The organism is Eubacterium sp. SB2 (assembly GCF_001244405.1).
GTDB lineage: Bacteria > Bacillota > Clostridia > Lachnospirales > Lachnospiraceae > Faecalicatena > Faecalicatena contortus_B.
This window is the reverse complement of sequence record NZ_LN865151.1, coordinates 294,316-319,195: the sequence shown is the minus strand read 5'-3', so window position 1 is coordinate 319,195 and position 24,880 is coordinate 294,316. Positions and strand designations below refer to the sequence as shown.

Genomic DNA, 24,880 nt, shown 5'->3' with positions numbered 1-24,880 from the left:
GCATCCCGTCCGGAGGGATTTTATATTATAGGAAAGTGCCAAGCACTTTCTTATTATAGAAAAAGAAGGCCGCCTCTAAGGGCCGCCTTCTCAACTTTCAACCCGTTCTTATTCACCCCAGCTGAAATCCTTGAAGCAATAGAACATTCCGTTTGGATCAATATATGTATCCTGCAGCCCCTGACGGTAAACGATATTAGATGTCAACGTTACCAATGGAATCTCATTTGCCGATGCCATAATATCCTTTAAAAGAGAGCAGGTCTCTTCAGTTTTCTTATCTGAATCTACTTCATAACGGATTGCATCCAGTCTTTCATTATAAATATCGCTGTCCGGTGAGGATGCGCTCCATGTATTATCCGGCCAATAATAACTGTTGTAAAGTCCCTCGCTTAAGTCCGGCGTGATTTCGGAACCACTCTGGTAGATAGCCTCGAAGTTCCCGTTCAGCCAGTCCTGAGAGTGCGCCCCCATTTCCAGCGTCTCAATCTTGACCTCTATTCCGATCTGATTCAGATTATCCATAATAATCTGCGGAACAACATCGCCATAGGTATCGGATGTTTTGATTGTAAAGGAAACACCGCCATCCGGATATCCTGCTTCTTTCATAAGCTCTTTTGCCTTGTCCAAATCAAACGGATATGTATAGTCTTTCCCGTCATAGTACAGGAAATCTTCATAGGACCCGGTAGCTATTGTACCGGTACCTTCAAATGCAGATGTATTAATGGCCTCTCTGTCAATTGCGCAGGCAATCGCTTGTCTGAGTTTCTCGTTCTCGAGAACGCCATTGCGGACATTCAATACCAACGACGCGGTACTATGCGATGGTGCGCTCTGAAGCACTAATTCCTCGTTCTTTTCAATCAACGGTAAATCCGCTGCTGAGGCGTTGATCATAAAGTCGTTATCACCATTTTCCAATGCTACAAGAGCCGTTGCGGAATCCGTAATGATATTGAAATTGAGATTTTTAATTTCTGCCTTCTTGCCATTGTAATCTTCGAAGGCTTCGAAACTGATCTTGCTTCCTTTTACCCACTCTTTTAACTTATATGCTCCGGTACCTACCGGCTCGATAAAGGCGTCATCGCCCTTTTCCTCTACGTAAGACTTGCAGACAATTCCAAGTCCCGGTGAACTCAGGCTTGAGAAAATACTTTCACAAGGATATTTCAGCTTTAATTCTACCGTATTGTCATCTATCGCAGTCCATGATTCGATCTTAGGTTTAAAGGAATTGGAAGGAGATTTTTCTGAATTCAGTTCAAAACTGTAAATAACGTCTTCACTCGTGCATGTCTCTCCATTATGGAACTTAGCACCCTCGCGCAGGTGAAAGGTTATCGTCTTCTTGTCATCACTGACATCCCATGATTCGGCAAGGCCTGGGACAGGCTCCCCCTCCTTCATGTATACCAGACGTTCATAAATCTGATAAACCGACATGATATCCGAATAAGAATTCGTCACGTAAGGACTAAACTGGTTTGCATCATCCCCTACAATAACATTCAATGTGTCCTTTGCTGCATCACTGCCCGTTGACTTCGAAGCGGATTTGTCTTCGCCGCCTCCTCCACAGCCGGAAAGCATTCCGATGCACAGCATGACCGTCATCACTACCGCTGCTGCCTTTTTCATAAATTTTCCTCCTTTTGATCGAACAGAGTGCATCTCAAAGAGTATGAACCTGTTCACTTTTACATAGTAATATAATACACCTATGCTTTCATGTTGTAAAGCCGCATTTTAGATTCTCAGAGGAAATTGTCAGACATTCTGGCATATCTTAACACAGTTAAGCAAGGATTTAAATGATATGACAACATGATTCTATCGCAGCAGAGGAAGATTCCCCGTTAATTTGCTTACCAGTTTTTTCTCTCCACAAATCCCAATCCCATAATAGTTAAAATCGGTCTCTTCCACAGAGGCCGCTTTTTGAATATAATCTTCATACACATTGCAGCTCTGCGCCACATCGGAAAAATCCACCACGGTCAGGCCTTCAAATTCCGGTTCAAAAAGGCGTTCCCGTAACTTTTTGATTTTCTCTTTATCCGCTTTCAGAACCGGAACCGGTATCTGAATAATCCCCAAATGAGAACTGCCGCTTTTATCCGTAACTACCGGTCCAATTGTTTCCGGGATATACTTTCCAAGAGTAATCCCCATGATACCGGCAGTATTTGCTATAACGCCGAGGGGCAGAGCCTCATCAATCACCATCACACATTTATTAGAGTTCTGTTCCATATCTTTTTTCTCCTTTATCTTCTCCTGATTCAAATGCCGGCGTATCGGTAAAAATCCGCTGATACTGCTTTGGCGTCAACCCTATAAATTCTTTAAAATAATTGGTAAAATGGCTTTGGTCGGTAAATCCAGTCATCCCCGCAACGTCTATTGGCACAACCCCCTGTTCCAGCAGCCTCTTTGCCCTCTCTATGCGGATCGTCTGCAGATACCGGTAGGGGGATACCCCTACTTGTTTCGCAAAAGAACGCAGCAGGTAAGATTTTCCGGCGCCAATCATGGAAGCCAGATCGTCCAGTGTAATATTTTCAGCCAGATGCTGTTCCATATAACTGCAGAGCATTTTCGTCTGCTTATCAGGTTCTGTATCTCCAACCTTTTCAAGCGGGACCGCATACTCCTGCAGAATCTGTTCTATCAGATAAAAGAGGGCTTCTTCCTTCTGAAGCTTTGGCGAATCCATAAGGATTGCATCGTACACGTCTGCTACGGATGGGGCGATTTCGCTTTGGATAATGACATTCCGGGTAAAATATGGCGTGTACTTCTTTCCGGTAATTTCTTTGACAATGCCTGTCATGACATCTGAGTTGATGTTCACAGCTCGGTAATCTAACAGTTCCCCGCCTACGGGGGCACAATAATGGTTGTCCCTCGGATTAAATAAGACCAGGTCTCCCGCGCTCAGATCGTACTCCTGTCCCTTGCACCAAAGGTGGCGCTTTCCGCCCTCAATAAAGCCGATTACATAAAATTCATGAAAATGATTCGGAAACTTTTGTACGATCCCGCTTAGCTGATATGCCTCTATTCCCAGATCACGGTCATAGTAGATATGACGCTGCTCCTGCTTTTCGATCATGGTATGTTTACCTCCTACATATTGGATTAGATCATTATAGCATGTAGGATTTACTTTTTTCTTGTATAATATGACACGATGAAACAAAACAGGGACTGTCTTCACGACGTCCCCTTTTCATCACAATGCTGAGATCTCATTTAGGTTTCCCTTTCTGCAAACCCGTGATGTCCCTATTGAAAATACGATTTCAACCATCTGATAGATTGCATTCAGGAAGACAAACAGCATCAGTATTGTGTTTACATGAATCCCAAAAGGCATATAGTCCTGAATTGCAATGGACAATGCTTTCTGGACAGCTTTCGCAGTCAAAACGCCTGGAATAAGTGTTATCATAAAAGCAGCCCACACAATCGGGCGGTAAATGTAAACCAGCATTCTTCGGATTTCCTTCTGGCTGTATCCCAAAAGATGCAGGATGGACATATCCCTCTGATTGTCCTGAAAGTTGAGATACAGCGCAAGGAACAGCAGTATACATCCTATAACCGCGCCAATCACCTGATTTATGACTGCACTCGTTTTATTAGAGGTGGCATCCCTCTGAAGCATCTGCTTCACCTGTTCTTTGCTGATCATCGTACCATCTTCGGACACCGGGCTCATACTCCATACTCCATTGTAGCTTCCTGTGGGCGCATTGATAACCTCCGACAACCCAGACGCATTCACGTAGATCGTTTTTAATTGTGCGTTTTCGGCGATCCCGCGAACGGTGTAAATAACACTCCCCTTGTCTGTCGTAACTGCGAGGTCATCACCAGGATTGACACCGTAGGTTTCTGACAGCTCGGGGTTGATATAGACCTCATCTGCTCCTGGTACAGGGAATGCCCTGCCCCCTTTATCCAACAGTACAAATACATTCCCAAGTCCGTACAATCCATAAACACTTTCCTTTATCTCATGACCGCCGGCCTCTATGACAGAATCACTGAAAAGATATGGCAGTGCATCTTCCGGAAGTGCTTCATCTTTGTATTGTGTATATCCAGTATTGAATTGATAGTGATGCCCTATTGTTTGGGAATCCATAATCTTCTGGCTGCTGATATTTAATGATCGCCCCAGAATAAAGCAGACATTGAATGCCATAACGGAGGCAAAGATCAGGATTACTGCCAGCGGTTTACGCAGTGCAATACGAATAGGAAATTTATCCTTGACAGGAATTCGTTTTACAATCCATTCCGCAGACGACAAACCGCCTGTTATACTCTGCTTTGTTTTCTTTCCGGCAATCAGCAGGCCAGGCTCTTTCCCACGGATAAAGAAATAACTAAGGAAAGCTGTGAGACAAAAGACAAGCGTCCCTCCCAGAAGACCAATGGCTGCGCTGCCAGGAGTAACTGCCCTGGTCAATCCGCTGACGGAACATGTCTCCTCATTCGCCTGAACCAGAATGTCGGACAAATAATATCCGGACAGCATACCAGCCGCAGCCCCTATTGATGATATACATGCAGTCAAGATGATAAAAAATGTGCATAAATCACGGTCTGAAAAGCCCAATGACTTTAAACAGCCAATCTGTTTTTTGGCCGAGCGGAAAAAACGGTAGAAAAACATGATAAATACAAAGGCAGTAAGTATTGCCATAGAAAAGAGAAAGATGTAAGCCAGTCTCGTATTGGAAAGCAGGGCCTCCTTATACTTCAGCTGGTTATCACTTAACGAGACATAGGAATCCAGCGTTGCCATATTCCCGTCTACGGAGAACATAACAAAGAAAAAGGAAAGCGATGTAAGTCCGGTCAATAGAAAGAGAAGGACGACAAAGACTTTATTCCGCCCTACTTGTTTCACCAGTTGTTTATATAATAGACTCATATCTTACCCCCATACCATGTTTCTGGCTGCTATTGGTCGTTCATTCAGGGCATCACTTTGTACGACGCCATTTTTCATTGTAATAATCCGGTCGGCTGTCCTGGCAATCTGCGGATTATGCGTCGTGAAAAGAATGGTCATGCCAAAAGTCGCCTGCAGGTTATGCAAAAGCTCCACCACAATTTTGCTGTTCTCCTCATCTAGAGAACCGGTAGCCTCGTCGCAGAACAGGAGCCGCGGACTTTTGATCACAGCCCGTGCGATAGAGGTTCTCTGCTGCTGTCCCCCGGAGAGCTCAGCGGGAAACTTATGCAGCAAATCTTCCAACTGGAGTATCCGCACCAAACGGTCAAAGGATAGGGATGGTTTTTGGGGGCTTATTCCAATTTTTATATTTTCCTTTACCGTCAGGTTATCCAATAGCAGATAGTCCTGAAAGACATTTCCGACATCCCTGCGCTTCCATCCGGCAAGCTGTCTTTCAGTATAGTCCGTAATGACGGCATCTCCACACCTTACGCTTCCTCCTGTTGGCTTTATCAGCCCGGAAAGAATATTTACCAGGGTGCTTTTCCCGGAGCCGCTGGGGCCCAAGATGGCGGTGAATGTATTTTCATGTATCGTGAGAGTAATTCCTTTTATCACATGCTCTTTTCCAAAATCTTTCGTCAGGTTTTCTGCTTCCATAATTGTTTCCATGCGCATTTCCTCCTTATTCATTGCCGTTTCCGTATTCCTGTATTACATAGCTATTTAGGCACTGTACTATTGTAACGGTTCAGACATGTCTGAGCTGTTACACCCTATTCATTGTTGATGTTCTTCTTCCTGTTTTCCAGTAATTCATTGATCATCCTGACCTCTTCTTTCGTCCGGTATAGATCCATGAGACAGCCAACCAAATAAATCACGAAAACCATAATGATTAATACCCATACAGGTGTACTCTGATACCAGTGGAAAACAGCGCCCAGTATCAGTGTCATCAACAGGGTATAGCTGATGTCCAGCATTATTTCAAAAACCGGATATTGGATATCAAGTCGATGAGTCATAAGGAATCCCAAATGCATCATGGTACTTAGTACCGCAATCTCAAAAATTGTATGAATAAAAATGGCTTTTCCGCCGTACAGTAATGCGACAACAGAAAGGGCAAGCACAATAATACCTGTAGATGCCATAATATGAATCACTACTTTTTTCATCACTACATATCCTCCTGTAATTTACGTTTAATATCAGCCAGATATTTTCTGGTAACATTCAGCCGCTCCCCGTTTTTTAATGTGGCTTCCATACGGCTGTTTAATAGAGGCCGTACAAAGTCCAGCACATGGATATTCAGGATGCAGGATTTACTGATCTGGACAAACCCGACCGGCGCCAGCGTTTCTAATAACTGATACAGGCGCATGTCTGTACGGTAAACTTCGTTTTCACAGTAGACAAAAGTACGTTTATCCACGCTTTCAATGTAGTAAATATCTGAGGCATTGAGCAGCCTCTCATTCCCGTCAGCCGTACATCTGATTTGGGTATCTGCTGACTGGACCAGCGAAATAAGCCTCATTACATCCTGGTTCATTTCCGGATATTTTATGGAAACCTCGATTTCTTTCTGGGTTGTATCTTGTTCCAGCTTGAGTAACAATGTAGTACCTCCTGCTTTTTATGGATTTAGATCCGAAGTCGTTGGACACTTATTTTGAGGATATCGCATTCGAAAGACCTGATGCTTTATATATGTCAGACAACTGACGGACAGCATACGGCTTAAAAGAAGTATAAGCATTGTCCGGAGAAAAGGCAATTGGGAAATAACTGACATGCAAAATGATATAACTGACTTACATAAGAAATTGACCTGAACATAAAAAACAGCTGCTCTTCATAGTGAAGAAGCAACTGTCTCTTTAATTGCTTGTTTACCAATTATGAAATTAGAGCCGGAGTCATGGGCCGCTTATTTTATGAATTTCATATCATTTCTGGACATGCTTCTTTTTAATCGCACGCGTATAAAAGAGGCGCCTTTAAGATCCCGGACGGTTTTAACTGATATTCGCTGGCCCAGCACGTTCCTTCCGTTCTCCATGCATTTGGGCCATACCATTGCTCCGTTTCATTGCAATTATGGAGCGTACCAAAGGTATTGATACGATTTCCAAAAACAGTGAGCTTCAGTACATGCTCCCCTTCCTCAATCTCCGCCTTTACTTGGTATGGCGCATAGGCGATTGTGTGTTTCCTGCCTTCGTCAATTTGGACTTTTAAAAGAGGCGCTCTGAATCGGGATGCCTCAACAAGGATTTTCTGTCTTTTCTCCAATTGAAATGGGATATGATATTCTATGTTCCCGCCATAAAACGGAAGTCCCTGGCGAGTGATATCCGCATATGCCAGTTTTCTTACAGGCGCTGTCAGGATTGATTCCGCGCCGGCCGTCTGTACTCCAAAATCCCCCAGCAGAAACATCGCCTCAATATTTGCCTTCTTCCTATAAGGGATTTTTACAATCAGTTCGTTTTCACCCCGGCTGATGATACCTAATTCCCTGCATATGATGTCCTTGTCCACATACCATCCATCCCCCCTGCTCCAAACCCGGTTTCCATTGAGCCAAACTTCTGCCTCCCGATTTTCCAGGGCCAGTTTTGCTCCCGCTATATCTGCCATTGATAAAAACTTAAACCGCAAAAACAACCAGTGTTTCACCGGTTCAGCCTCCTGATCCAGCCAAGGCTGTGCAAAGGCTTCCATACGAAGGGGGTAACCCAGAACCTTCCGGAACTTATTGTCGATACGCAGTATTTCCTCTTTTTTCTGCCATGGCCCCTGGTCAAAAATATACTCCGCCTGATCGAGCACCAGTACATTCGGTTCCGATAAAACAACCGGTACTTTTTCCGGAATTTCTATTCGTTTCAGAGCTTCCGTTTTTTCCCTTTCCGGTATCACCGGCATCAATTTTTTTTGATATTCCGCAGTTTCTGCAGGACAAAGGCGAAGCAGAAGGCTGTCATGATTATACATTTCTTTTCGGATGATCGTTTTCCCATCAAAATACTCGGGGGCTAATTCTGTTTTTGTGCCATCCAGGGGATTATAACATATAACCTTGTATACTCCTTGTATTATAATGGTATTATTTTCACGCTCTGGTACATCCGGATTTTCCATTTTGTTTACATGTGCAAGGAAAAGTATTTTTTCTTCCTTGTCCTCCCGCATCTGATAAATCAAATTATCCGCTCTCATGCCATTTTCATTTTTTACATCTAACACTCTTCTATTCTCTAATTTATTTAAAAGCTTAGTGCGCGTAAATGGAACATATTCACATACTTTTACAAATTCTTCCATTTCTTTTGAATATTTTCCATCCAGATACTTCGGCGTGTTACCTGTGAATAAAACGCTGCCGCCCTTTTTGTAAAATGCTTTCAGACGCTTGAACGTCGTTGTTCTCAACGTCTCACAATTCGGTACCAGAATTGCCTCATACCTCATGTCTCCCACCGGGAATATTTCGCCGTTTATTTGTTCTATGCTGTTTTGGTTTGGTAATAGCGATTCACTGATAAAGTCAAAATCCAGAAAACCATAGAGCAGCCACTCTATCACTTTTTCAAAATTCTGCTCCATCTCCTTTCGTATTCCGCTTGTTTTTTCCTCACATCCCCAGTAAAGCCAATAAGATTCAATGGGATGGATCACACCGATCTTTACGACAGCCTTTCCCCTTGTCAGCAGCGTATTGATTCTTGCAAAATAATCTTCCACATAATGATACTCTCTGTACCAGGGTGACTGGTAACCAATGGCCGCCGGATAATCCCGCTTTGCTTCGCCTCCCATAGAAGTCCATGTTAAATGATGGACACGCACGGTTACACCCAGGGCCGCCTGCCAGTCTCCCTGCAGTTTATGTCCCCGAAAGTCAAAATCCCAGTTTGTTACACCGTACATTTCACTTAACACACCCGGACAGCCAAACTGGCGGGCTGCACTCTGGGCCTGTTTGGCAGTTGATAACTCCCGCCTGTCGCAAAGCATATCGATTCCCGGGAGCTGAAATGCTCTGTATGACCTCATGGCTTCTCCCAGTGCTGCTGTCTGCGATTCAAGAGCAGGCTCATCCATCATATGTCCTGTCAGCATGAACCCGTTTTGTCTGCACCAGTTCCCCAGCGTGTCTGCAAAAGCGGATACAAACCGTTCACAGACATGGTCATGATACTGATAACGGATTTCAGAAACACAGTTTTCACCTTTTTCCCAAAATAATTCCGGCAGATAAGACAGAAAATCATGCCCATACGCTTCCGTAAACGTCTCGTCAAAATCATCTGTGTAAGGAATGATGACTTCCGTTTTGTCTTCCGCATAACATAGCCTTGTTTTATGGCAAAACTGCGGTTCATCTGTAAAGATCGCAGGAATAGACTTTCCAAATTCAGCGCCCAGTTTTTCCTTATACTTTTCATGTGTAACTTCAATAAAACATTGTATCGCCTTTTTATCCAGTGTATTCACATATGCCTGGTTATTAAACCATGGATTCTCCCCGGAGATTTCTAAATATGCAAACCATTCATCATAGCCGCTCCGTGGTACTTCTGAATCTGACAGTATGTGATAATCTATAAGCCATCCATCCCTGATCAGTACTTCATAGCGGGATAAGAGCCTGCGCTTATCGCTTCTGACAGCCTGACCCGTAGAGGTAACTTTACTTCCGGTCTGATTTTTCTCCAGACGGCAGGGAGAAAATACCAGAAAACGGATGCGGTATTTTTCATTTTTTGTCACCATTCCGCCTCCCGATCCGGAAGGCCAGCGCTCCTCATCATATAACCAGGTCAGCATCTTTTCTTTTTTAAATTTTTTATGAGCATCCTCAACCAGACCAAGGAATTCCTCTCCCATATAGGGATTGTCAAGCCCTGTGCGGCAGTGAATATGCCCGCCGCCCATCCCCATTGCCTTTAGGGTATCTATGGTCATGCTGATTTTTTCTTTCGTCATATAGCAGTTCCATGCCCAGAAGGGCGTACCTCTGTATTCACTGTCCGGATTCTGGAACTGCGCTTCCTGAAAGGGAAATTCATTTTTAGGATATAGCATCATTCTCCCCCTTGTTTAAACTGTTTTTATCCCGCACTGCTTTTTCTATGTACTCTGACGGGCTGATTCCCGTAACAGTGCGGAAGATTCTGCTAAAGTAAAACTGATCCGAGAACCCAACCATTGCGGCGGCATCTTTTATAAACAGCTCCGGATTGCCGGACATAATTTCCTTTGCTTTTTCAATACGGAAAGAATTCAGAACTCTGTTAAAGCTCTGCTCACAATACTTGCGGAATAAACGGCTCAGATATGTCTGGGAGATTCCAAAGACATGGCTGATGCTTTGCGGAGAAAGCGGATCCGTTAAATTTTCTTTCATATATTTTAAAATCTTTTCGAAAAATTCCGGCGTGTCAATTTTTATTCTTTGGGCCTCTTCTTCGAAGTTCTCGCTGAAAATCTGAAGAATATTGTCTGAAAGCTCCTGCATATCCGATGCAAAATAAAAGGCTTCATCTAAAAAGTATTCATACGTGTCTACAGATTCCCATAGCATATTTTGTCTGCGAAACAGACTGAACAACTCTCTCACCTTTTCTTCAACCCATAACTGAGTTCGTTCCTCCTGCTCCCATTTTGCAAAACAGCCTTTAACTTCCTCGCGTATCTGCCTCCGGTTTCCTTCTTTCACAAGTATATTCAGTCTCTCCAGCCCGCTATTATATTCCTGTTTTTGCTGTTTTCTTTCCTGTTTATCATTTACAGGCACAACCTGATCTTTTCCAATTACCAGGGAGGCATCCAGCGTCTGATACAGCCTTCTTACTGCATCCGGCAGTTCTTTTGGTTTCAGCGGATCCTCCAGCAGTACCAGGGTATAATAGTCGGCTGTCCTTTTCTCTTTTTCTGCCATATGAGTCATCAGACGAAAGAAGCTTCCGGATAAAAGAAAATCCTTTGGAAGTAAATAAAGTGCTTCCCTTTCGTCCCTTCCATAGACGGCCATCTGCTCATCTTTCACTGAAAATATCTCTGTTTCTTTTGAATTCACAAATCTGCGCGGAAGACCATTTTTTCGCAAAAGTGCTGCATAATACTCTTCTTTTGAAAAAACACGGTAAAAATCCTTTTGTTTTTCAATGTCGGTTTTTCCCATACACATCTCCCGCAGGATTTTATTCCGTTTACTATAATACAATTCATCCAGACAGCCCTGTATCATCCTCATACTGGCCTGAAAAGCGGATGGCTTGACCGGTTTTAAAATATAGTCACATACCCCGGTCTGAATAGCCGCTCTTGCATACTCAAACTCCTGATAGCCGCTGATAATCAAAGTCATGATCTGCGGATACCTGTCTTTTACTTTTCGCGCCAGAGTTACACCATCCATAATCGGCATCTTTACATCTGTAGTCAGCACATCGGTATCTGTATTTTCCAGCAGGTCCAGAGCGCCCTGCCCATTATCCGCCGTTTTGACAACCTCAAATTCCGGACATTTTAGTTCGATTAAAGTACAAATATGGCGAAGTGCTGCCGGTTCGTCTTCTGTTACAATTACTCGATACATCTCTGCCTCCCTTGTTTGGGATCCCCCTCTTTCTGCGTATGGTCTCTGGGACCCCCAATTAAAACTTCTGCCCCCATTTTCCAATTTCCCAGCTTAAAAACGGTTTTCTCCGCATATAACAGATATAGTCTCGCATAAGTATTGACAAGACCCATTCCGCCTATTTTTAATTCAATATACTGTCTGTTGACACTTAATGCCTTTTGCACATTCTCCATCTTTTCTTTCAATGCGCTCAAAACATCCTGCCGAAAGCCGTCTCCATTATCTCTTATCCTTACATACCAGAAATCATTTTCATCCCAGCCCTCAACACAGATGCGCATCACTTCAGTGCTGTTTTCAAACCCATGGGAAACGCTGTTTTCCACAAACTGCTGCAGAATCATCTTGGGAAGCATCTGCTGTGATATCCTGTCATCAATCTCTATCTGATAGGAGAGCTTATGCTCATATCGATACTTTAATAATGAAAAGTATTTTTGAAGATAACTTTTTTCGCTGCTGATATCCGCATATCTTTCATTTGTATTTGTGGTATACCGGAGCATTCCGGCTAAATCATCGCAAATATCACAAATGACCTCGTCATTGTCCTGAACCCCGCGGTTTGAAATTATATTCAGGACGTTATATAAAAAGTGCGGATTTACCTGTGCCTGTAAAACATCCAGCTGGGCCTGCAGCTGCAGCGTTGATAACCGTGCCTCGCGGATGATGGATTGATTTAATTGTTCTTTCATTTCTTTATATATCTGGCTCAGTTCCTTAAATTCGTTCTCCGCAGCCGGGATATTCTCCGCTTTTTCCAGATTTTCCAGATGTGCATTTCTTACAAATATACGGAGCTGCTCTATTGGCTCTGTAAGCTTTTTGGACGTGAAAATAATATAAAAGAATGAAAAGCCCAAAATAATAGCGATCATAAGTGCAGTAATCATATAGATACCTTCCATTTTTTCAGCCAGAATTTTAACATCTTCTGTTACAATGATTCTTGCACCCAATTCTTTATTATATATTCCCGCCGCCAGTATCTTCTTACCATTCACCGACTCGTAGCTGCCGGGAGTAATCTGTTTCTCCTGCATAAACTGCTGATAAAATGCTTTGTCTTCATTTCCTGATTGAAATAAAATAGTACCGTTTTCCTGCAGCAGGCAGACATTTACCGTTTTGTCTGAAACCTGGAATATCTGTTCCAGATCTGCCTCTGTTTTCTGCACTTCAATAAACCCTATGTCCTGTCCCTGGATTTTTACAATCCCTGAAAACACCTGCATTTGTTTTGCTTTTCCCCAGGGATCCCCGTGAAGTCCCTGTATATATAATTCACCCCGGTTTTCACCCATATTCTTGTATGCGTCAAGCTGGCTGATATCCATACCGGACTTAATTTCCCGACTCCCCCAATTATTACTGGCTATTACGTCGCCATGTTTATTATAGTAAATGACCCTGTAAAATTTTTGATTCAGATAGTCCGTACTCATCATTGTCTGGATCTTCTTTTTACCTTCTTGTATGTAATTACTGTTTTGAGGCGTTTTTTCCAGATGCGCCAGCATCAGTATCGCTGATAGGGTATCACTGTCACTTAAAAGATAATGGCTGACATCTTCCATCGACCGGAGCATTTCTACATGTTGCTGATTTATTTGTTTAGCCGTGCTGCTGAGGCTCATGCATTCCTGCTGTATAAAATGGGACTTACTCATGGAATAATATATGCTGCCTGTTGCAACTGCAGATACAATTCCAAAAAGCGCATAGACTAAAAATATTTTTTTCTGAAATTTCATCAGTCTCTCCTTTATTCTACTGCCCATTATAACATATTCTTTTCCGGTTATACTACACGATGTTCAGCCTTATTCCGCAGCTCTGCGGGCGGGTTACTACCCAAAGCACCCGTTCCAGCCGCCGTTGAAAGATCATTATTCGGAGCGCGCTCAACCTTTTACTGATCCGGCTACCATGCCGTCCACGATCCGCTTATTAAAGATTAAAAACAAGATGAGCATTGGAATGGTTATCAATATAACATCTGCAAATAACAGATTATAGGAACTGGCATACTGACCCTTAAAATTGTACAGTGTCAGCTGAATTGTAGTATTCTCATTCCCTGGCAGAAAATAGAGTGGATTTGTAAAGTCATTAAATATGGTAACCGCATTCAGAATAATGATCGTAGCCGTAGCCGGTTTTAACAGCGGAAAAATGATGGAACTGAATAATCTGATTTTACTGCACCCATCTATATAGCCCGCCTCCTCCAATTCGACCGGAATGGAACTCATAAAGCCACGGTAAATCATAATATCAAACGGAATCTGCAGGGCAATCTCAATCAAAATCATTCCAAATAAGGTTTTATATATATGCAGTCCCTGCATGATCCAGATCGTTGGCAGTATAGCCGGTGGAATCATTAGTCCCGTCATGATAATAAAGTTTACAAAAGACATGGTGCGTCCCCGCCTTCTCTGAAGAACATATCCGGCCATGGAACATACGAAAACAAGTCCGCATAAGGAAAATACCGTCAGTAATAAACTGTTTTTAAATGCTGTCAGAATGATGTAATTATTTGACTCGAACACTTCCTTATAATTGCTCCATAAAGGTTTCACAGGAAGTGCCATACTAAGTAAATTTGCCTCTCTCCTGTCTTTCAGAGAATTAACGAACATAAATAAAAATGGAAATACAAATACAATTACAGCCGCTGCCATTCCCACAATGTCACCCAAAAGCAGGATTCTTTTTTTACGCTTCACACTATTCCACCTCCCTTCTCTGCAAAAATCTTTGCAATGGGAATGCCAGAATAGCAATTAAAATGAACATAATCACGTTCCCGGCCGTAGACAGGCCATAAAAACCGGAAGCATACTGTTTATACACAATAGAAGCCATTACATCTGTTGAAAATCCCGGTCCCCCGCCTGTCATTGTCCAGATTAAGTCAAAACATCTCAGGCCTCCAATGAAGGATAATATAATAACAGAATTCATAGCAGGCCTGCAAAGCGGCAGTGTAATGAGTCTGATTTTCTGCCATCCATTTGCCCCGTCTATAGCTGCCGCTTCGTAATATGTTTTATCAATTGAAGAAATCCCCGCTATATATATCATAGTGGCAATCGACAATCCCTTCCATACGTCTGTCCCAATCACCGAGTATAACGCCAGGTCCGCATTTCCAAGCCAGTCAATTCCGGTACCTCCAAAAAATTCAATAAATTTATTGAAAACCCCCTTCGTAGGATGCATAAATGCCGTAAATGTGATCCCGACAGCAATGGTACTTACCAGATTTGGGAAGAAAACCATTAATCGGATTATATTTTTTGTCCGAATTGCACTTGTCAGAAAAACTGCTATTAAAAAAGCCAGCACAACCTTTAAGCCTGATGTCAAAGCCGCGTAGATCAATGTGTTTATAATTCCAATATTCAATGTCCGCTCTGAAAAGAACATCTTAAAATTATCCAGCCCTACGAAGGTGAATTTCTCAAAATCCCACACCGTCAAACTAAAAAAGAGAGAGATTACCATGGGAATAATGAAGAAAACCAGAAAGATTGTCAATGCAGGCGCCAAAAACCAAAGTGAATATATTTTTTTCTTGTCCATATTCCCACCCTTTTTTTGTCTGTTTTTCTATTCTTCTGTCTATTTCCAGTCTAGTCCAAGCTGCACGGCCTGCTTCTTACAATCTTCATCATATGCTTTTGCGGTCTCTTCCGGTGTTGATTGTCCGGATCCGAGCTCCTGGCAGAGTGCAGGACAGTTTGCTCCCTTCACAGGCGATAATGCTTCCATAGCCAGCACTGCCCGTCCTTCTTCTATATATTTTTGGGAATCTTTTACCGCATCAAACGCATCTTCCGGCAGTTGATAACCATTATGGAATGGGCCGTCAGGAAGAACTTTTGAAACATAGGCATCGATTGCTTCGTCTGATAACCACCACTCCATAAATGCTTTTACTGCGTCAACATTATCACTATCCTTATTGCCATAGAGAGCCGCTGCTGTAAATATAGTCACACCTGTTTTATCTTCCTCATCCCCCGGATAAGCAAAAAAGCCAATGTCATTTACCTTGTCTCCATACAAAGTATAGATATTGCGAAGCGCCGCACTTGTCATGATGTAATGTGCTCCCTCTCCATTTACCAGCATATCGCAGGCATCATTATAATTTGTTGCCAGATAGTCCGCGTTATAATAAGGGGTCAATTCGGTAAGCTTTTCCCAGCTTCTAACTCCGGCCTTTGAATCTGCATATTTAACTGTTCCCTGTGTAAATTTTTCCGGAAAATCAGGTTCTTCCTGAAGAAGTTCATAATTATCTACCAGAAACGGAACCTGTGAAGTCCAGTTTTCTCCGAAAGAGCCTATAAGCGCTGTATCTCCTGCTTCTTTAATCGTATCACAATTTTCCATGAATTCATCCCAGGTCACGGGGATTTGAAGGTCATATTTCTCATAGATGTCTTTGTTATACATGACTCCTCCAAAAGAGCTGCTTGACAATGGAACGCCATAAAGCACGCCATCCACACTGGCCGCCTGAATGAAGTTATCATCTAATGCCGAAGCAGCCTCAGAATCCGTCATATCAATAAAGTATTCTCCCGGATTTAATGCTGCCAGCATGGCGCCTGAAGAGTATACACAAATATCTGCCATATCTCCCGATGCCAGCCGTGTTTTCACGATGTTATTCCCTTCGTCTCCGCTGGAACGTGTTTCCACCGCTACTTCTATCCCCAGCTTTTCCTTTGCCAGCTCTATCACCGCCTCATATCCTGCTGGTTCCAGACCATTCTCCACCTGCATCGTAAGTTTCACGCCATCATAGGGCTTGTCCCCTGTTTTCGTATCAGTTTCCACTTTTGACTCTTGCTTGTTTTGGTCGGATTTCTCCTGGCCGTTACATCCGCCGAGTGCTCCTATTGCCATTATTAAAACAGCGAATAGAGCAATGACTTTTTTCCTTTTCATTTCTGTATCCTCCTTTTTTTGATATACACATCTTAACACTTCACCAGCGTTTATTTACATGGATAAATCCGCAATTAAAAATGTACATATTCTGTCTCAAATAAGATTTTTCTTTCCTGTGTCAATTTTTCCATTTTTAATACGAATATTTCCATTGCCCATGAAACAATAAAAACATTTATAAGATGTGAGACTTTATTTGTTAGTAAGTAATAACCCGTATCTTAATAAAGAAAAATCCCCCAGTATTGATCTTACTGGGGGATTTTCATCTGTTACTATTTCTGATTACTGCGTCAATTATCCAGGAGGCTAGACGACCACGGAAGGATTTCCTGTGATGTGCCCTGCCCGTATCTCATGTTCCGAGTGAAGCCGGGTGAATACGGCTTAACCCAAGATCATATTTTGAAGTAACATTATCACTCATATCTATAAATACCTCCGTAACTCTGACAACCGAGATATTCGGTAAAGCAATTAGTAATGCGCCTTTGCAGTTTTTTGCCTTTAATTTTGAGATTATAAACGAGTTTAAATGAATGTTTTCTCACATCACGTACATTGCGTCGCCAAAACTAAAAAATCTGTATTCTTCCCTGACTGCCTCCTCATAAGCCGCCAGCACATGCTCCCTTCCCGCCAGTGCAGACACCAGCATAATCAAAGTTGATTCCGGCAAGTGGAAATTCGTGATCAGTCCATCCAGCACCTGAAACCGATAACCCGGATAAATAAAGATTTCCGTCCAGCCGCTGCACGCCTTCAGCCTTCCATCCTCCCCTGCTGCAGACTCTATGGTCCTGCAGCTGGTCGTCCCAACGCAGATCACGCGTTTTTTCTGTTCCTTCGCGCGGTTGATTTTATCCGCAGCATCTTCATCAATAAGATAGAACTCGGAATGCATATGATGATCCGTGACTTCCTCCACCTTTACAGGCCGGAAAGTCCCCAGCCCCACATGGAGTGTTACTCTGGCGATATCCACGCCCTTTTTTCCGATGTCCTCCAAAAGCTGCGGGGTAAAATGCAGCCCGGCCGTAGGCGCCGCAGCGGAGCCTTCATGCACGGCATACACCGTATTATACCGATCCTTATCCTGCAGCTGATGTGTAATATAAGGCGGAAGCGGCATCTGCCCCAGCCGGTCCAGTATTTCCTCAAATATACCTTCATACGCAAAATGTATCAGCCGGTTTCCCTCGTCCACTACATCCACCACTTCGCCCATCAGGATACCATCCCCGAAACTGATTTTCGTCCCAGGTTTTGCCTTTCTGCCCGGTTTCACAAGGGTCTCCCACACATCATTTTCTTTCCGTTTCAGCAGCAGTACCTCTATCTTTGCATCCGTGCCTACTTTGGAGCCAATCAGTCTGGCAGGTATCACTTTGGTGTCATTGATCACCAGACAGTCCCCCGGGTTCAGGTATTCAATGATGTCTTTGAAATGCCGGTGTTTCGTCTCTCCGGTCTCTTTATCCAAAACCAGTAGTCTGGAACCGGATCTGTCCTCCAGCGGGTCCTGGGCTATCAGCTCCTGCGGCAGTTCATAATAAAAATCACTTGTCTTCAACTTTAAATCCTTCTTTCTGCTATTCGGGAACCGTCTGCCCTGCATAGGACATCAGGACGCCGCTCCCGTATTTTTCTGTCAGACTGCTCAGCACCTGCATGTCCGATTTGGGCAGGATATCTTCCGCCCTGCCAAAAAGAGAGGCCAGCGCCGTCTCTTTCATATCCGGCTGGTAAAATGTAGTGTTGCCAACCTCATACTGCATTTCCACGGCCAGATCCTCAAATGTGGTGATCTCATCAATCAGACCGTTATCCAGGGCCTGCTGTGCGGAATAGGGGCGTCCGTCAGCCAGTTCTCTGACCGCTTTTTCCGGCATCCCTCTGCCCTGGGCCACAGCGCCTACGAATCGGTCATATTCTTCCTCAATAATATCCCGGTAGATCTCCAGCTGTTCCTCGTCGGGACTGCTCATGTCTTTGTTGTCCCCGGTTGTCACACTGTAATATTTGATACCCAGCTTCTCATACAAACCGGACAGATCGTAGCCGGACATAATCACCCCGATGGATCCCGTCAAGGTTCCTTTATTCGCGCCAATCCTGTCCGAGGGCGCAGCAATATAATAAGCGGCGGAGGCGCCGTAATGATTCATGTATGTCCATACCGGCCGTCCCGTTGTGTCTTTATACTCTGCAATCTTGTCATAGAGTTCCACACCCTCGTAGGTTGTTCCACCCGGTGAATCCACATCCAGCAGAATCCCGCTGTTATTTGAATCATACATCATGGCATCGATATAGTCCATCAATGCCTGATGCTGGTAGCTCTGCGGCTGGTCGAACATACCGGTCCTGGCCTGCGGTTCGATTGTGCCGTAGACACTGACAATCCCCACATACGGCTCCGTTGGCAGCGTGATTGACATATTTCCTCCGGTCAGAACCCACTCCGAGGACTCTTGCGCGGAAGGGTCCGCCGTATAAAATAAAGTTCTCACCACGAGCCTGGCAAAGACTGCCACGATCAGGATTGCCGCAATAACAACTGCAATTATAATCTCCGCAGTATGATTTTTCTTTTTCATGTGATCTGCCTTTCTTCTATTAATATATAGAAAGTACAAAATGTGTTTTTAATTCACTGTGCCCGTCTGAAAGCCCCGTCAGGCGGGACACTCAGCCGGGCACATGGATGGTTTAACACACCCTACTGTCTCAGTTCGATTCCCATCTCCTCCAGCGCGCTCAGAATCTTCTTCATGGCTGCTGCCACATCAGATTCCTCCAGAGTCTTATCCTTTGCACGGAATACGATAGAATATGCAATTGATTTGAAACCAGGTTTAATCTGGGCTCCCTCATACAAGTCGAACAGCGCATAACGCTCCAGATAAGAGCCTCCCTTCTTCTCGATGACTTCTTCAATCTGTCCCGCCAGGATGTTCTTCGGAACCACCATACTGATGTCCCTGGTAACCGCAGGATACTTTGCAATTCCGTAATATTTTCTGTCAAATGTAGCATACTCCAGTATCTCCGGCATATCAATCACTGCCACATATGCACGCTCTCCGATCCCGTAATGGTCGGCCACCTCCGGATGTACCTCACCAAGATATCCAACGATTTTGCCCTCATAGATGATGTTTGCCTGACGGCCAGGATGAAGATATGGCTTCCCGGCATTCGGGTCGTAGGTTTCTTTCTGTTTCATGCCGATTTTCTCAAAAAATTCTTCCACTACGCCCTTCATGCTGAAAAAGTCACCGTTCCCGTACATTCCCAGTGTAAACTGCATACGTTCCTCAGGCAGTTCTGTCAGGGGAAGCTGCTTCGGAAGATAAATATTACCTAATTCATACAGACGTACGTCTTTGTTTCTGCGGTTGTAGTTTGTTGCCAACGAGGTCAGCATTCCGTTCAGGGATGTTGTTCGCATGACACTGTAATCTTCCCCGAGCGGGTTCATGATCTCTACTGTATTTCTGAGCACAGAATCCGCCGGAAGCAGTAATTTATCAAATACTTTCGGACTTTCAAAGGAGTAACTCATTCCCTGGCTGAAACCGCAGAATTCTGCAATGTCTCTTGCCACTTCTTCCACTTTGAGCTTAAAGGAGAGCTTTCCTGCCGTTGCCTCTCCGCTGGGCAGAGTGGTCGGGATGTTGTCATATCCGTAAAATCTGGCAACTTCCTCTGCCAGATCCGCCAGGCAGAACAAATCGTGACGGAAGGTTGGTGCAATCACTTCTTTTGCTGCGGCGTCATATTCCAGGCCGATTTTTCCGAAATAACCAAGCATTTCCTCTTCTGCTATCTCTGTTCCCAGCAATGCATTGATCTTTGCAGCGTCAAAGGGCACTCTGACCGGTTCTTTTACTTTCCCGTATACATCTACGGTTCCGCCCACTACTTCTCCTGCCCCCATCTCTTCTACCAGCTGGCAGGCACGGTCAATTGCAGCTTTGGCATTGTTCGGATCCAGTCCCTTTTCAAACTTGCCGGATGCATCCGTGCGCAGCCCTACTCTCTTGCTGGACTTCCGGATATTTACCCCGTCGAAGCAGGCCGCCTCAAACAGCATCGTCTGTACATCGTCTGTTATCATGGAATTTTCCCCGCCCATGATTCCTGCGATGCCGATCTCTTTCTCACCATCGCAGATCATCAGCACATCTTTGTCCAGCTTTCTTTCCTGCCCGTCAAGGGTTGTGAACTTGTCCCCATCCTGTGCGGTCTTAACGACAATCTGGCGTCCCGCAATGGTATCCAGGTCATAGGCATGCATCGGCTGTCCGTACTCTTCCATTACATAGTTCGTAATATCGACCAGATTATTGATCGGGCGGATTCCCACAGATGCCAGCCTTCTCTGCATCCATTCCGGTGACGGGCCGATCTTAATATTTTTCACAACTCTTGCACAGTAACGCGGACAGAGGTCTGTATTTTCCACGCTTACCTTTATATAATCGTTGACGTCCTCTTCGTTGCCTGTCTCTTTTACAACAGGAGGATGAAATTCCTTGCGAAATGTAGCCGCAGCTTCTCTTGCAATTCCAATCACGCTGTAGCAGTCCACTCTGTTTGATGTCACCTCATACTCGAAAACCACATCATTGAGACCCAATGCCTCCACCGCACTGGCCCCAATCTCCGCATCCTCAGGCAGAATATAGATACCGCTTTCAGGAGCATCCGGATACATTTCCTTCGTGGAGCCCAGTTCCTCAATGGAGCACATCATCCCGCAGCTCTCCACGCCGCGGAGTTTGCCCTTTTTAATCTTAATTCCTCCGGGAGTCTTAGAACCGTCATGTCCTCCGGCCACTCTTCCGCCGTCCAGCACAATCGGTACCTTATCCCCCTCGTGGACATTGTCCGCACCAGTAACAATCTGTAATATTTCGTTCCCTACATTCACCTGGCAGACGATTAACTTATCTGCGTCCGGATGTCCTTCAATCTTGTCGATCTGTCCGATCACAATCTTGTCCAGATCCGCATCCAGCACTTCGTAGCCTTCTACCTTTGTTCCGGACAATGTCATTGCATCTGTATACTCCTGCGCAGTTACATCCAAATCAGGAACATACGCTTTAATCCATGATAATGAAGTATTCAATCTTATTTCCTCTCTTTCTGCTTCTTCATATTATCCAATATACTTTCCATACCCGCTGTCTGTTCTAGAACTGTTTCAGGAAACGGATGTCATTCTCATACAGCAGCCTCATATCGTCGATTTCATATTTTAACAGGGCAATACGCTCCAGTCCCATACCAAATGCAAAGCCGGAATATTCCTCAGGGTCTATGCCGCACATTTCCAGTACATGCGGATGTACCACTCCACAGCCGAGAATCTCAATCCACCCGCTGCCCTTGCAGAATCGGCATCCCTTGCCGCCGCATTTGAAGCAGCTCACATCCACTTCCGCGCTTGGCTCCGTGAACGGGAAATGGTGCGGACGGAATTTGGTCTTTGTATCCGGTCCGAACAATTCTTTTGCAAATACCTCCAGCGTGCCCTTTAAATCGGCGAAGGAAATGTTTTTATCAATGACAAGCCCCTCAACCTGGTGGAAAGACGGAGAATGTGTCGCATCCACTTCATCAGACCGGAATACCCTGCCCGGTGCAATCATGCGGATCGGCAGTTTCCCCTGTTCCATCACACGCGCCTGTACCGGAGAAGTCTGGGTACGCAGTACAATCTCTTTATTGATATAGAAGGTATCCTGTTCGTCCTTTGCCGGATGGTCCGCCGGAATATTCAGCTTCTCGAAATTGTACAGATCATATTCTACTTCCGGGCCTTCCACAACCTCGTAGCCCATACCCACGAAAATGTTTTCCACTTCTTCCAGGGCTATTGTGTTCGGATGTCTGTGGCCAACCATATTTTTCTTAGAGGGCAGTGTCACATCAATGACTTCCGCTTTCAGCTTCTCTTCCCTCAGAATACGTTCCATCTTTGTTTTGGACTCTTCCAGCACGGCCTCGATCGCCGCTCTTGTCTCATTCACAAGCTGCCCCACCTTCGGCCTGTCCTCCGGCGCCACATCTTTCATTCCCTTCAGGACAGCGGTCAGCTCCCCTTTCTTTCCAAGGAATTTAACCCGCACATCATTCAATTTCTCCGGAACATCCGATGCCTGAATCTGTGCAATCGCTTCCTCTTTGATTCGCTCCAATCTCTCTTTCATTTAGCATTCTCCTTTCTTAGCGGACGCAGCAGCCTCTCATAAACTGCGTCTCAGACAGCGCTTCACCTGTATCTCTTTTTAATAAAACATCCCAAAATCATTAGGGTATCCCGCCGGGAGGGCCTTTTTATCTTATAGGCGATCTTTCCAATTAAGAGAACAAAGTGGGCAAGCCCACCTTAATTCCCCATCCCCTCACTCATGAGAGGCTTGCACACTTTGGCGCCGCTGCGATGCCGCCTTGCGGCTATATACCTTATCGCGGCGTGTGCATCCCCCGGAGTTTTTTTATGATATAGGAAATTCCAAAGGAATTTCCTATATCATAAAAAAACTCCATCCCCGGAAAGGGACGAAGTTCTACACTCGCGGTACCACCCTAATTCCCACAGTATTCCTGCAGGCTCTTAGCTTTGTGTAACGTACAACATACGGCATTCTCTACTGTTGGTTCAAAAATGCAGCTATCGTGGGAATTTCGATTGCCATCTGAACTAAAGAAAACTTGCAGCCAGTGATTTTCTCTCTCTGATAGAAAATGGTTCTCTACTATACACGGTTATCGCTTTTTTCTATTCTGATATATCTTATATTATATCGGATTTACTTTATTATTGTATCACAAGGTTTTTTATTGTCAAGGATTTTCTTATTTTCTCATTCTGTCTTCTCGTCTCTCCTCCAGGCCTTCCAGCAGGGCGTTCAGTTCTCCGCCAAGGAGAATGACATACATGCAGACATACAGCCACAGCATGATCAGTATAATTGTTGTAAGGCTGCCGTACATACTGGAAAATCCTGTGAAAATATCCAGATAAACGGAAAATATAAAGGAAATTAACAGCCATCCGCAGGAAGTAAACACCGCACCCGGGAGCTGCTGTTTCATGGTTGTCTTGGACAGGTTAGTCCTGTTAGGCAGGTACTTATAGACCATATCCCAGAATAAAGTCAGAACCACCAGAGTCAACAGTGTTCTGATACGGATCAAAAAATCCATAATCGTCGTCAATACCGGGGCATGCTTATATACTATGATACTAATACTATTGCCGAATACAGAAAGCGACAGAGATAATACGATCGCCAGTAAGAATATGACTGTGTAAAAGGAGGCACGCAGCCTCAGGTAAAAATAATTTCTGGTCTCTGTATTCTCATAAATCAAATTCATACCCGATGTCATCGCAAGCACGCCCTTTCCCGCAGACCACAGAGCTACGATTATGGTCACCGGAATGATCGTACTGGACTGCCGGTATACCTGATCCACGATGGAGGAGATCAGCCCTTCCACAGTCGTTGGAAACACCTGCGTTACTGCAGACATCACATCCTGCCGTGTTACCGGAGTAAACTGTACCATTGTCAGAAGCAGCAGTATAATAGGAATTAAAGACAGCACGAAAAAATATGCCGCCTGCGCCGCATACGCCCCTGTATGGTGTGAACCCAATATAGAAGCCAGTCTATTGATTTTTCGTGTAATATTTTTCACTCTTCCCTTCATCCTGTTCTCCTGCCTATCCTATTAATAAACTTTTCAAATCATACCATAAAGATAGAATTTATTCAAGCTAAAGAGCCCTGAATCCCCTATTTAACGGCATTCCCATATTTTCTGTTAGAAATAGTATAACCGCTTCCATCCCCTTATATGAAACAGGTGAACTATCTGATAAGATAAAGAAAAAGACAGCTGCACGCTGACAGCTGTCTTTATCTTTAGTAAGTTTCCCCAAAATGCCGGTCCTGTATTTTGACTCCTAGCCGCAGCTAGGTGGGCAACCGCATCTGCTTTTCTGTCTTCCACTGCTAATCGGAGGCTTGACATATTACAGAAATATAAGAATCCCGTTTAAAGTATTGTAGGTTCAAAATAACAGGGTTATCGAACATTCCAGGTTTTCTTTAAAAGTATTATACCCCATTTATCTAAAATTTACAACTGCTATTAATGGCTATTTTTATTTCCTTTTTTTGTGATTATTTCTTATTTCGAAACCGTGCATTTTATGCTGTTATATG

Annotated in this window: 18 protein-coding genes, 1 other RNA gene and 1 other annotated feature; all 19 genes read right to left on the bottom strand. The window is 44.2% G+C overall.

Translation table 11 applies throughout. The features are described 5' to 3' along the window. Window positions 1-108: 108 nt before the first annotated feature. Window positions 109-1,650, bottom strand: a complete 1,542-nt coding sequence (locus tag BN1938_RS06310; protein ID WP_050639787.1) for an ABC transporter substrate-binding protein — start codon at window positions 1,648-1,650, stop codon at window positions 109-111. Between the two features lie 192 nt (window positions 1,651-1,842). Beyond that, a complete protein-coding gene (locus BN1938_RS06305; RefSeq protein WP_050639786.1) occupies window positions 1,843-2,265 on the bottom strand; it encodes a DUF2000 domain-containing protein in 423 nt (140 codons plus the stop codon). Then, entirely contained in the window at window positions 2,249-3,127 is an 879-nt protein-coding gene (locus BN1938_RS06300; RefSeq protein WP_050639785.1) for an AraC family ligand binding domain-containing protein, read from the bottom strand. The genes BN1938_RS06305 and BN1938_RS06300 overlap by 17 nt, the downstream gene beginning before the upstream one ends. A gap of 120 nt (window positions 3,128-3,247) precedes the next feature. Continuing rightward, entirely contained in the window at window positions 3,248-4,960 is a 1,713-nt protein-coding gene (locus tag BN1938_RS06295) for an FtsX-like permease family protein (RefSeq protein WP_050639784.1), read from the bottom strand. 3 nt (window positions 4,961-4,963) lie between these two features. Further along, the gene (locus tag BN1938_RS06290; RefSeq protein ID WP_050639783.1) at window positions 4,964-5,659 is read right to left on the bottom strand and encodes an ABC transporter ATP-binding protein; all 696 of its coding nucleotides are present in this window, start codon (window positions 5,657-5,659) and stop codon (window positions 4,964-4,966) included. Window positions 5,660-5,763: 104 nt separating this feature from the next. Then, entirely contained in the window at window positions 5,764-6,168 is a 405-nt protein-coding gene (locus BN1938_RS06285) for a hypothetical protein (RefSeq protein WP_050639782.1), read from the bottom strand. A gap of 2 nt (window positions 6,169-6,170) precedes the next feature. Further along, window positions 6,171-6,614 carry a LytTR family DNA-binding domain-containing protein gene (locus BN1938_RS06280; RefSeq protein WP_050639781.1) on the bottom strand — a complete coding sequence of 148 codons (444 nt, stop codon included), beginning with the start codon at window positions 6,612-6,614 and terminating at the stop codon, window positions 6,171-6,173. A 353-nt stretch (window positions 6,615-6,967) separates the two neighbouring features. After that, complete coding sequence (locus tag BN1938_RS06275) at window positions 6,968-10,093, bottom strand: glycosyl hydrolase (RefSeq protein ID WP_242843814.1); 3,126 nt, start codon at window positions 10,091-10,093, stop codon at window positions 6,968-6,970. Continuing rightward, entirely contained in the window at window positions 10,077-11,606 is a 1,530-nt protein-coding gene (locus tag BN1938_RS06270; protein WP_050639779.1) for a response regulator transcription factor, read from the bottom strand. The genes BN1938_RS06275 and BN1938_RS06270 overlap by 17 nt, the downstream gene beginning before the upstream one ends. Further along, entirely contained in the window at window positions 11,594-13,408 is a 1,815-nt protein-coding gene (locus BN1938_RS06265; protein WP_050639778.1) for a cache domain-containing sensor histidine kinase, read from the bottom strand. Before BN1938_RS06265 ends, BN1938_RS06270 begins: the two co-directional genes overlap by 13 nt. A 150-nt stretch (window positions 13,409-13,558) precedes the next feature. Continuing rightward, a complete protein-coding gene (locus BN1938_RS06260; protein ID WP_050639777.1) occupies window positions 13,559-14,389 on the bottom strand; it encodes a carbohydrate ABC transporter permease in 831 nt (276 codons plus the stop codon). Window position 14,390: 1 nt separating this feature from the next. Then, window positions 14,391-15,248, bottom strand: coding sequence for a carbohydrate ABC transporter permease (locus tag BN1938_RS06255; protein WP_050639776.1), 858 nt, complete (start codon window positions 15,246-15,248; stop codon window positions 14,391-14,393). Window positions 15,249-15,287: 39 nt separating this feature from the next. Then, window positions 15,288-16,625, bottom strand: a complete 1,338-nt coding sequence (locus BN1938_RS06250; protein ID WP_050639775.1) for an ABC transporter substrate-binding protein — start codon at window positions 16,623-16,625, stop codon at window positions 15,288-15,290. 550 nt (window positions 16,626-17,175) lie between these two features. Beyond that, on the bottom strand, window positions 17,176-18,201 hold the full coding sequence (gene queA / locus BN1938_RS06245; protein WP_050640021.1) for a tRNA preQ1(34) S-adenosylmethionine ribosyltransferase-isomerase QueA: 1,026 nt from the start codon (window positions 18,199-18,201) through the stop codon (window positions 17,176-17,178). A 19-nt stretch (window positions 18,202-18,220) separates the two neighbouring features. After that, window positions 18,221-19,228: a signal peptide peptidase SppA gene (sppA, locus tag BN1938_RS06240; RefSeq protein WP_050639774.1), complete on the bottom strand. Its 1,008-nt coding sequence runs from the start codon at window positions 19,226-19,228 to the stop codon at window positions 18,221-18,223. Between the two features lie 122 nt (window positions 19,229-19,350). Next, the gene (pheT, locus tag BN1938_RS06235; protein WP_050639773.1) at window positions 19,351-21,768 is read right to left on the bottom strand and encodes a phenylalanine--tRNA ligase subunit beta; all 2,418 of its coding nucleotides are present in this window, start codon (window positions 21,766-21,768) and stop codon (window positions 19,351-19,353) included. 64 nt (window positions 21,769-21,832) lie between these two features. Beyond that, window positions 21,833-22,852 carry a phenylalanine--tRNA ligase subunit alpha gene (pheS, locus tag BN1938_RS06230; protein ID WP_050639772.1) on the bottom strand — a complete coding sequence of 340 codons (1,020 nt, stop codon included), beginning with the start codon at window positions 22,850-22,852 and terminating at the stop codon, window positions 21,833-21,835. 345 nt (window positions 22,853-23,197) lie between these two features. Then, window positions 23,198-23,424 (bottom strand) — a binding site (T-box leader). A 77-nt stretch (window positions 23,425-23,501) separates the two neighbouring features. Next, the gene (locus BN1938_RS06225; RefSeq protein WP_050639771.1) at window positions 23,502-24,362 is read right to left on the bottom strand and encodes a YihY/virulence factor BrkB family protein; all 861 of its coding nucleotides are present in this window, start codon (window positions 24,360-24,362) and stop codon (window positions 23,502-23,504) included. Between the two features lie 221 nt (window positions 24,363-24,583). After that, window positions 24,584-24,762, bottom strand: a non-coding RNA gene (ssrS, locus tag BN1938_RS23015) — 6S RNA. Window positions 24,763-24,880 lie beyond the last annotated feature (118 nt).